The following is a 9,944-nucleotide window of genomic DNA, read 5'->3' as shown; positions in this document are numbered from 1 at the left end:
GCCCACCACACGGTGTGTGGTGGGCCCCTCCGCTTCGTGCTGTCTTGCTGTGCGTGCCGCTGTGGCGTCCGGCTGTCAGGCGGACTTGCGGCTGTCCCGCGGATGCACGGCAATGTTCATGGCGCCGGAACGAAGGACCGCGAGCCTCTCGGCCAGCACTTCCTCCAGCTCCTCGCGGGTGCGCCGCTCCATGAGCATGTCCCAGTGCGTTCGCGCAGGCTTGCCCTTCTTCTCTTCGGGCCCATCCCCGTCCACCAGGAGTGCCATGGCGCCACACGCCTTGCACTCCCACTCCGGCGGAATTTCTGCCTCAACCGAGAACGGCATCTCAAATCGATGTCCGTTCTGGCATGCGTACTCCACCGCCTGGCGCGGGGCCAGATCGATGCCGCGGTCCGTCTCGTAGCTGGTAACCACGAGCCGCGTACCGCGGAGAGCTCGCTCACTCATGAATCGTGCCTCCCGGGCTTGTCGCCCACAGGACAGGTGTCGCTGTCGTCGTCATCCGGTCAACGTCCGGTCGGCGGTATAGATTCCCGCTCCGGGTCATGCGTCGCCCGTCGTACCGCCCCTTGTTGTACCCACCAGTGCCCGTTTTGTCACATCTGGCAGCAGATGTCACCCAACGTCTTCACTTCATAAGCACGCAGTAACGGTCCGCCTGGCAGGCCAAAGGCGTACACTACCGGCCCTTAGCTTGAACGTCGAAATTCGTTCCGAATTCGCGCGCCCGTAGCCCCTCGGATCCGTCGGATCCCTGGTCAGATCCGCTCGGGTACAGGATTCCCCGCCGCCTCCACCGCGCGCCGCACCGGCACTCGGGCGAGCAGCACGAAACCCAGTGCGAAGAAGACCACCAACGAGATGATCGCGTCCCGGTAGCTGCCCGTGGCCTGGTACGTCAGCCCGAAAACCAGGGGCCCCACCCAGCTCAGCCCCCGGTCGCTCATCTCGTACGCCGAGAAGTACTCGGCCTCCTTGCCCGCCGGAACCAGGTGCGAGAACAGCGAGCGCGACAGCGCCTGGCTGCCGCCCAGCACCAGCCCGATCATCGCGGCGAGTGCGAAGAACCACACCGGGGTCCGGGCCGGCAGGAAGTATCCGGCGGCCAGCGTCACGCCCCAGGCCAGCAGCGATCCGAGAATCGTCCGCTTGGCGCCGTACCGGACGGCCAGCCGGCCCATCCCCAGCGCACCCGCCACCGCCAGGATCTGGACCAGCAGAACGGCCACGATCAGCGTGGACTGCTCCAGCTCCAGCTCCTCGGAGCCGTAGACGGAGGCCTGGGAGATCACGGTCTGCACGCCGTCGTTGTAGATCAGGTAGGCCAGCAGGAACGACAGGGTCAGCGGATAGCGCCGCATGTCCTTCAGGGTGGCCACGAGCTGCTTCCAGCCGCTGACGGGCGGACCCTCCCCGGGCTCCCGGACCACGGCCCGGTCCCGCAGCCGGCGCAGCGGGACGATCGCGAAGGCCCCCCACCACAGCCCGGCCGAGGCCAGGCAGATCCGTACGGCCTCGCCCTCGGTGAGCCCGAAGGAGTCGTGGCCCTGGTAGACCACCAGGTTCAGTACGAGCACGAAGGCGCCCGAGGTGTACCCGAAGGCCCAGCCGCGCGAGGAGACGGTGTCCCGCTCCTCCGGGGTGGAGATCTGCGGCAGATAGGCGTTGTACAGCACCATCGAGACCGACAGCGAGGCGTTGGCGACGATCAGGAGCAGCCCGCCGAGCAGATAGCGGTCACCGCCCAGCAGGAACATCGCGGCGGTCGCCGCCGCCCCCGTGTAGGCGGCCGCCGCCAGCAGCGGCTTCTTGCGGCCGCTGCGGTCGGCGAGGGCGCCCACCAGCGGCATGATCAGGACGGCCACGATCACGGAGGCCGAGACCGAGTACGCGAAGTAGGAGCCGGCCCGTACCGGGATCCCCAGCGGATGGACGTACCCGTCGGCGTCGGCGGCGGCCTTGGCCACGGCCGTCAGGTACGGGCCGAGGAACACGGTGAGCACGCTCGTGGAGTAGACCGAGCAGGCGAAGTCGTAGAAGTACCAGCCGTGCTGCTCGCGCTTGCGCGCCGCTGCCGCCGCCTCGGTCCCGGAGTCCTCCGGTCTGCCGTCCCCGGCCCCCGGTTCCGCGTCTTCCGTCGTCTGCGCGCTCATTGGTGCCCCCTCGCTGGTCCCCGTACCGCTGCGGCCGCCGCCACCGGGCGCGCAGCCGTCCGGGCCGGTCAGGCCCAGGCTCCGCGCCGGTCGAGCACCGTGCGCAAGATGTCGATCCGGTCGGTCATGATGCCATCGACTCCCAGGTCCAGGAGAGCCTCCATGCGTTCCGGTTCGTTCACGGTCCACACGTGCACCTGGAGCCCCCGCTCGTGGGCCGTCCGCACGAACCTGCGGTCCACCACGCGGATGCCCGCCTGCGTCTCCGGCACCTGGGCCGCCACCGCGCCCGCGCGCAGCGCCGCCGGGATCGCGTACGAGCGCAGCCGCAGCCCGAGCACCGCCGCGACCCCGTACGAGGTCGCCAGCCGGGGGCCGGCGATCTTCTGGGCCCGGGCGACCCGGCGCTCGGAGAAGGAGCCCACGCACACCCGGTCCCACACCCCGGTCCGGGCGATCAGGCCGACCAGCGGGTGCACGGCGGACTCGTCCTTGATGTCCACGTTCCACCGGGCGTCCGGGAACTCCTCCAGCAGGTCCTCGAAGAGCGCGAGGGGCTCGCTCCCGGCGGCCCGGACCTCACGGATCCGGCTCCACGGCAGCTCCCGGATGCGGCCCTGCCCATCGGTGACCCGGTCCAGGGTGGCGTCGTGGAAGGCGACGAGTTTCCCGTCGGCGCTGGCGTGCACATCGGTCTCGAAGTACCGGTAGCCCGCGGCGGCGGCCCGCCGGAAGGCCGCGGCGGTGTTCTCCAGCCCGTCCGCGGCCCCGCCGCGGTGCGCGAAGGGGATGGGACCGGGGTGGTCGAGATAAGGGTGGGGGAGGCGTACGTGCGTCACCGCGGCAGTATGCCCCCTGCTCCCGCCGCCGCGGGAGCACCCCCGGTGGCCGGCGGATGAACGGCCCGCCGGTTCAGCCCCGCAGCAGCCACGGATCGACGCCGGAGTACACGTACGCGGCCCGGTACCGCGGGACGCCGTAGTACAGCGCCTCGCCCCGGTGGACCGCCACCAGCGAGTCCGGTCCCCGCCACCAGTCGTCCGCCAGCCCCGCGACCTCGGGCACCCGCTCGAAGCCGGTCAGGTCGAGGCCGTCCACCGCGTCGCCGGTGAGCCTGACGACCCGCTCCGCCCCGCGGGAGGCGTCATGGGCCAGCGCCTGCGCCTCGATCCATCCCTCGACCGTGGCGTGCAGCGGGGTCCACCGTTCGCCGTGGACGCCGAATTCGCCGCCGGGCCCGATCACGAACCCGAAATTGACCGAGCACCGCGGGAATCCCGCGGGGATCCACCACCCCTCGTCCGAAGAGCCCTCGGGCACGTCCGTGTCCAGGACCTTGGGGCCGCCCTCGAACAGGGGCGAGGGCGGCATCACCAGGCCGCCCCAGCGCGCCGCGTAGACCTCCGCCCGGTCGATCTCCCGCGCGGGAATCCCCCCGGCGAGCCAGCGCTCCCGGTGGGCGCCGATGTCCGCCGCGTCCCCCCGGACGCAGTGCACGGCGACGAAGTGCCGGGCGCGCCGGGTCAGGTCCGGGATGCCGCCGGGAAAGAGGTCGAGGGCCACGCTCCGGACGCTACAGGCGGGGCCGGGCTCGGGGCCTCCCCATTTCACGCGGGGGCATCCGTGGCACCCTGGACCCGGCAGAACCAATCCAATGCCGGCCTCCACGGGCCGGCAGGGGCCAATGTGACGAAGGTGGACCGGACAGATGGCGCAGTGGACCTCGGCTGTGGGTGCCGCACAGCTCGGCCGGCTCATCACCTCCCAGCAGGGCCGGACCGCTCCGCCCGGCGGGCGCAAACTGCCCGCGTACCGCACGCTCGCCGACGGCATCCGCATGCTCGTCCTGGAGGGCCGCATCCCCGTCGCCGCCCGGCTCCCCGCCGAGCGGGAGCTGGCCCTGTCCCTCTCCGTCAGCCGCACCACCGTCGCCGCCGCCTACGAGGCCCTGCGCGGCGAGGGGTTCCTGGAATCCCGCCGGGGCGCGGGCAGCTGGACCTCCGTGCCCGCCGGCAACCCCATGCCGGCCCGCGGCCTGGAGCCGCTGCCCCCCGAGTCCCTCGGCTCGATGATCGACCTCGGCTGCGCCGCCCTCCCGGCCCCCGAGCCCTGGCTCACCAAGGCGGTCCAGGGCGCCCTGGAGGAACTCCCGCCGTACGCCCACACCCACGGGGACTACCCGGCCGGACTGCCCGCGCTGCGCCGGATGCTCGCCGACCGCTACACCGAGCGCGGCATCCCGACCATGCCCGAGCAGATCATGGTCACCACGGGCGCGATGGGCGCCATCGACGCCATCTGCAGCCTCTTCGCGGGCCGCGGCGAGCGGATCGCCGTGGAATCACCCTCCTACGCCAACATCCTCCAGCTCATGCGCGCCGCCGGAGTCCGCCTCGTACCCGTCGCCATGGGGGAGGGGCTGACCGGCTGGGACATGGACGTCTGGCGCCAGGTCCTGCGCGACTCCGCCCCCCGCCTCGCCTACGTCGTCGCCGACTTCCACAATCCGACCGGGGCCCTGGCCTCCGACGAGCAGCGCCGCGCGATGGTGGAGGCGGCCCGCTCGGCCGGCACCGTCCTCGTCGCCGACGAGACCATGGTCGAGCTGCAGCTCGACCCGTCCCTGGAGATGCCCCGCCCGGTCTGCTCCTTCGACCCGGCCGGCTCCACCGTCATCACCGTCGGCTCCGCCAGCAAGGCCTTCTGGGCCGGGATGCGCATCGGCTGGGTCCGCGCGGCCCCCGACGTCATCCGCAGCCTGGTGGCCGCCCGCGCCTACGCCGACCTCGGCACGCCCGTGCTGGAACAGCTCGCGGTGGACTGGCTGATGCGCACCGGCGGCTGGGAGCAGGCCGTGGAGATCCGCCGCGACCAGGCCCGGGAGAACCGGGACGCGCTGGTGGCGGCGGTCCGCCGGGAGCTGCCGGACTGGGAGTTCCGGGTCCCGCTCGGCGGTCTGACCCTGTGGGCCCGCGCGGGCGGACTCTCCGGCTCCCGGCTCGCCGAGGTGGGGGAGCGGGTGGGCGTACGGGTCCCCTCGGGGCCCCGGTTCGGTGTCGACGGGGCCTTCGAGGGGTACGTCCGGCTGCCGTTCACCGTCGGCGGCCCGGTGGCCGAGGAAGCGGCGTCCCGGCTGGCCGCCGCGGCCCGGCTGGTCGCCACCGGAGCGGGCGGCGGCGGGGCGGAGCCGCCGCGCACCTTCGTCGCGTAGGACCGGGCGGCCCCCGGCGCGCCCTACGGGGCGTCCGCCGGGACCTCGGGGATCTCCGAGGCGTCGATCGCCGGGCCCTGCGCCTGGGCGGGCGGCTGCACGATGTGCAGCGGCTTGCCCAGTGTGACGTGGTCCGGGACGGGCTTGGGCGGCGCCTGCCGCTCGGGCAGCAGGTCCAGTACCGCCTGCCGGTGCCCCGGATGTGTGGCCTCGTCGTACGGGTCCGGCGTGGCCGGGACCTGGAGCCGGTGCACCGGACCCGCGCCGAGCCGGGCGTACCCGCGCCCCGGCGGCAGGACGGGCGTCGGCGTGGTGTGCGGGGGCAGCCCCAGGACATCGGCGATCTGCTGGATCGTGGCGGCTCCGAGCACCACCCGGGCCCGCGTGTGCTGCCAGACGGAGTCGTTCAGCAGCTCCAGGTGGTCGAACTGCTCGGCCACCACCACGGTGACGTGCGCGGCGCGCCCGTGCCGCAGCGGCACCTGGAGCTGCGCGATCGGGTCGGGGGCGCCCTCGGCGGCGGCCAGGTGGGCCAGCACGCTGGGCCGGTCGAGCAGGATCCACAGCGGACGCCGGGTGTCCTCGGGGGCGGGCCGGCCGGCTTCGCGGGCCCGGTGGGTGGCGATCAGGCGCCGCTCGGTCTCGCGGGCGGCCCATTCCAGGGTGGCCAGCGCCCCGGTCGGCCCGCACTCCACGGCGAGGACACCGGCGCGGCCGGACAGGCAGGCGTACTCGCCGGAGCCGCCGCCCTCCACGATCAATACGTCGCCCCCGTGCCGCAGGGCCTGCAGGGCGATGGAGCGCAGCAGCGTGGACGTACCGCTGCCGGGCTGGCCCACGGCCAGCAGATGGGGTTCGGCGGAGCGGGAGCCGGTGCGCCAGATGACCGGCGGCACGTCCCGGGGCTCGTCGCCGTCCAGGACGGGCAGGGTGCGCTGGACGCTGCCGGGGTCGGTGAAACCGAGCACGGTCTCACCGGGGGAGGTGACGAACGGCTGGGCGGCGATGCCCGTGGGCAGCGCCGCCAGCACGCTCAGGTCGAGCTGGTTGCCCTCCTCGTCCCAGTCGAAGAGATACTCCCGTCCGCGCCCGGACTTGGCGTGCAGCAGTGCCTCGATCCGGGCCCGTGACGCGGCCTCGCCGTCGGTGAAGTAGGCCGGGTAGCGGATGTGGAGCCGGGTGACGCGGCCCGCCTCGTCGAACTCGTAGCCGCTGAAGGCCTTGTCCCACTCCCCGCCGTGGGCGAAGAGGGGGCTGGGGTCCTCCGGGATGGAGAAGTACGGCACGAGGGCTTCGTAGAGGGAGCCGAGCCGTTCGGTCTCGGCATCGCTGGGCCCGGTCTTCACCGGGGTGCGGTCGCGTCCCTGCCAGGCCGCCACCGCCATGAGGGTGATCAGGGCGGTCAGGGGTCCGTAGGGGACGAGTGCGACCACGAGGACGCAGGCGACTCCCAGGAACAGCGCGGGACCACGCTTGTCCTTGGGGGTGTCGCACCACTTGCGCCGTCCGGCCGAGGCCAGGACGCGCAGGCCGCGTCCGATGGTGAGGAGCGGATGGAGGACGTCCGTGGCGCTGTCGGCGGCCGTGCGAGCGAAGTCGCGGCCCCGGGTCAGCGACACGGTGCCGCTGCTGAGGATGCGGGGAAGTGGGCGCCGGGCCACGGGCGTCTCCTGGAGTTGTCGGTTCTTCGGGTGGTTGCCTGGTGCGGGGCGCTAGAGCTTGATCCCGCCGAGCAGGCTCGCGAGGCTCGCCGTGCTCGCCGTGATGCTGGGGGCGATGGCGGAGCCGGCGAGGAAGAAGCCGAAGAGCGCGCACACGAACGCGTGCGTCAGCTTCATGCCGTCCTTCTTGAAGAACAGGAAGCAGATGATGCCGAGCAGGACGACACCTGAGATGGACAGGACCATGAGTCAGTTCTCCTGGTGGGTGGGGACAGTCACCATCAGTTCTTCCAGGCTCACAGGAAGTATCAATGCGATAAAAGGTGCATACGGGTGAATGCGGCAATTTTTCACTTGACCGGCCCATCCCGGCTGGCGCGCCTGGCGGGTTGGGGGCACGCGGGCCGCAAGGTGATCATTGCCTCGGCCCGCGCCTCTCATGTGCAGGTCCGGGCGCTACTCTGACGCTTCACCCGTACGGACGCAGTGCCGTGCGCAGCCCTGCCCGTGAAAGGCGGTACGACCGATGAGTGAGCACGTCGAGAACGGCTCCCAGGACCCCCAGGCCTCCGAGGGCTCTGCGGGCGTGCCCGACGAGGACGTCATCGAGCTGGCCACCAAGATCTTCGACCTCGCCCGCCGGGGCGAGACCGAGGCCCTCGCCGCGTACGTCGACGCGGGCGTCCCGGCGAACCTCACCAACGACCGCGGCGACACCCTCGTCATGCTCGCCGCGTACCACGGCCACGCCGAGGCCGTCACGGCCCTGCTGGCCCGCGGGGCCGAGGCCGACCGCGCCAACGACCGCGGCCAGACCCCGCTCGCCGGGGCGGTCTTCAAGGGCGAGGAGGCCGTCATCCGCGCCCTGCTCGCCGGCGGCGCCGACCCGAACGCCGGAACGCCCTCCGCCGTGGACACGGCCCGCATGTTCGCCAAGGCCGACCTGCTGGAACTTTTCGGAGCCAAGTAGTCCGCTTCTGGCCGGTCCCTGTCCCGTCCCTGCCCGGTCCCTGTCCGGTTCCCGGCCGGTTCTCCGGCTGGTCCAGACCTCACGGGTTGGTCACGGCGGCCTTAAATGTGGTCGCGGCGCACAAACCGCCTGGGTCATCATGGCGTCGGATTCGATTCGCGACCAGGACGGACGGGCAGGAGCGGGCAGGACACAACGGGTGTCCGACCCCCACTCCTGCCGGGGGACCGCCGCCCTGGCCGAGAAGCACCGACGAGAGTGAGAAGGCAATGGTCTACATCGAGCGGAACCAGACGGCGGACGTCCTCGCAAGCTGTTACGCGGCCCTGTGAATTCCGATTCCCGGTTGCGTCCCCAGCTTGATTTGAGGCCATTCCCATGTTCGAACCAGTCATAGCGCCGAGCGGAACCCTGCTCGGTCTCCTCCAGCGCGGCCGCGGCGACGGCACGCTGCACGCACTCGCGGCGCCCAGGGCCGAGGCCCTCGCGGCGCTCAACCACTGCGTGGCCGGCGATCCGCGCCAGGACTGGCAGGTCGAGAACCGCTCCCTGTACTACGCACGCCTGTACCTGGACCTCGACGGCCCCCTGGGCGAGATCGAGGACCACCTCTTCGGCGTCGACGACGTCCTCGACGAGGACGACCACCGCACGGGCCTCGCCCTGTCCGTCCTGGGCCACCTGGCCTCGTACGGCCGGGACGACGCGCTCATGCTGCTGCGCCGGTACGCCGCCACGGGTGCCAACTGGGCCTGGGCCCTCGACGAGCTCGCCCTGCGCGACGACGACGAGGGACTGCGCTCACTGGCGGGCCCCGTCCTCGCCCGCTTCCCCGCCACCCCCGAGGGCGAGGCGCTGCTCGCCGCCGCCGTCCGCGACGCCTACGAGCCCAGGCCCTGGCGCCTGTGGGAAGAGGCGGCGCAGCCCAACGAGCACGCCGAGCGGCTGCGCGCCGCCCGCCAGCAGGGCTCCTTCGACCGCTGGCAACGCCAGCTGACCCCCCGCGGCCCCCAGCCCGGCTGGGGCGTCCAGGCCGTCTTCGACTGGGCCGCCGACGGACTGCGCCGGGGCACCCCCCTGCACGTCCCGGCCGCCCGCTGCCTCGCCGCGGTGGCCACCCCCGAGGACCGCTCCGCGATCCTGGCGGCCGCCGCAGGCGCGTCCGGAGAGGCCGCCCGCGCCACCGCGCTGCACCACCTGGTCCTCGCCGAGCCGGAGAACCCGGCCGTACTGGACCTCATCGAAGCCGCCGGCGACGAGCCGGCCGTGGCCGCCTACGCCCGTATGAACGGCCCCGCCGCCGTCGAACGGGCCCGGCGCTGGGTCCAGCGCCCCGACGCCCTCGGCACGGCCGCGGCGACCCTCCTGGCCGCCCGGGGCGGAGCGGGCGATGCCTCGCTCGTCCTGGGAGCCCTCCGCTCCACCGTCCGCGGCTCCGGCCCGGACTCCGCCCCGCTGTTCACCCTGGTCGACGGCGCCGGCCGGCTGCGCATCGCCTGCGCGGCCCCCGTGCTGCGCCACATCTACCGCGAGACGGCCTCCTCGGGCCTCCGCGGCCGCGCCGCGCGCGCCCTGGCTGCGACGGACCCCTCCTTCGCTGCGGGCTTCGCCGTCGAATGCCTCTGGGACTGCGAGGAGACCACCCGCGAGGTGGCCGCCCGCCACGCGGAAACGGCCGACGCCCGTGTCGCCCCCCGGCTGCGCCGCCTGGCGGCGGATCCGGCGGAGGAGGAGGACGTGCAGTCGGCGGTCCGCAGCCGGATAGCGCCGGAGTCGGCGGTGTAGCCTCCGGCGGGGCCGCTGGCGGTCGCCTCAAGCGCCGGCGGGGCTGGGGTGTGCCGGGGCTCTGGGTGGCTGCGGGTGGGGGCCGGTGCCGGGGGCGGGGTGGGGTGTCGGCCTGGACTGCATGATTTAGGCGCCCTGGTTCGAACGTTCGACAGTTGTGG

At 73.0% G+C, this 9,944-nt stretch carries 9 protein-coding genes; 3 read left to right on the top strand and 6 right to left on the bottom strand.

The annotated features are described in order from the left end of the window. Nucleotides 1–75: 75 nt before the first annotated feature. The 4 genes from ACWCP2_RS37800 to ACWCP2_RS37785 form a co-directional block, all read right to left on the bottom strand. Nucleotides 76–450 carry an RNA polymerase-binding protein RbpA gene (locus ACWCP2_RS37800; RefSeq protein ID WP_007262928.1) on the bottom strand — a complete coding sequence of 125 codons (375 nt, stop codon included), beginning with the start codon at nucleotides 448–450 and terminating at the stop codon, nucleotides 76–78. A gap of 311 nt (nucleotides 451–761) precedes the next feature. After that, on the bottom strand, nucleotides 762–2,156 hold the full coding sequence (locus ACWCP2_RS37795) for an MFS transporter (protein ID WP_450913064.1): 1,395 nt from the start codon (nucleotides 2,154–2,156) through the stop codon (nucleotides 762–764). A gap of 68 nt (nucleotides 2,157–2,224) precedes the next feature. Next, nucleotides 2,225–2,995, bottom strand: coding sequence for a glycerophosphodiester phosphodiesterase (locus tag ACWCP2_RS37790; RefSeq protein WP_450913063.1), 771 nt, complete (start codon nucleotides 2,993–2,995; stop codon nucleotides 2,225–2,227). A 73-nt stretch (nucleotides 2,996–3,068) separates the two neighbouring features. After that, nucleotides 3,069–3,719, bottom strand: a complete 651-nt coding sequence (locus ACWCP2_RS37785; protein ID WP_450913062.1) for a hypothetical protein — start codon at nucleotides 3,717–3,719, stop codon at nucleotides 3,069–3,071. A 145-nt stretch (nucleotides 3,720–3,864) separates the two neighbouring features. Between ACWCP2_RS37785 and ACWCP2_RS37780 the strand changes: the two genes are divergently transcribed. Next, complete coding sequence (locus ACWCP2_RS37780) at nucleotides 3,865–5,367, top strand: SCO1417 family MocR-like transcription factor (protein ID WP_450913061.1); 1,503 nt, start codon at nucleotides 3,865–3,867, stop codon at nucleotides 5,365–5,367. 23 nt (nucleotides 5,368–5,390) lie between these two features. On the opposite strand, the gene ACWCP2_RS37775 is transcribed toward ACWCP2_RS37780, so the two are convergent. Beyond that, entirely contained in the window at nucleotides 5,391–7,028 is a 1,638-nt protein-coding gene (locus ACWCP2_RS37775; protein WP_450913060.1) for a hypothetical protein, read from the bottom strand. A 51-nt stretch (nucleotides 7,029–7,079) separates the two neighbouring features. Further along, complete coding sequence (locus ACWCP2_RS37770) at nucleotides 7,080–7,274, bottom strand: hypothetical protein (RefSeq protein WP_007262923.1); 195 nt, start codon at nucleotides 7,272–7,274, stop codon at nucleotides 7,080–7,082. A 280-nt stretch (nucleotides 7,275–7,554) separates the two neighbouring features. On the opposite strand from ACWCP2_RS37770, the gene ACWCP2_RS37765 reads away from it, so the two are divergent. After that, on the top strand, nucleotides 7,555–7,998 hold the full coding sequence (locus tag ACWCP2_RS37765; RefSeq protein ID WP_450913059.1) for an ankyrin repeat domain-containing protein: 444 nt from the start codon (nucleotides 7,555–7,557) through the stop codon (nucleotides 7,996–7,998). Nucleotides 7,999–8,376: 378 nt separating this feature from the next. Further along, the gene (locus ACWCP2_RS37760) at nucleotides 8,377–9,783 is read left to right on the top strand and encodes a HEAT repeat domain-containing protein (RefSeq protein ID WP_450913058.1); all 1,407 of its coding nucleotides are present in this window, start codon (nucleotides 8,377–8,379) and stop codon (nucleotides 9,781–9,783) included. Nucleotides 9,784–9,944 lie beyond the last annotated feature (161 nt).

Source organism: Streptomyces sp. NPDC002104, assembly GCF_053593795.1.
The sequence above is the reverse complement of the archived record's forward strand: the minus strand, read 5'-3'. Positions and strand labels throughout refer to the sequence as shown.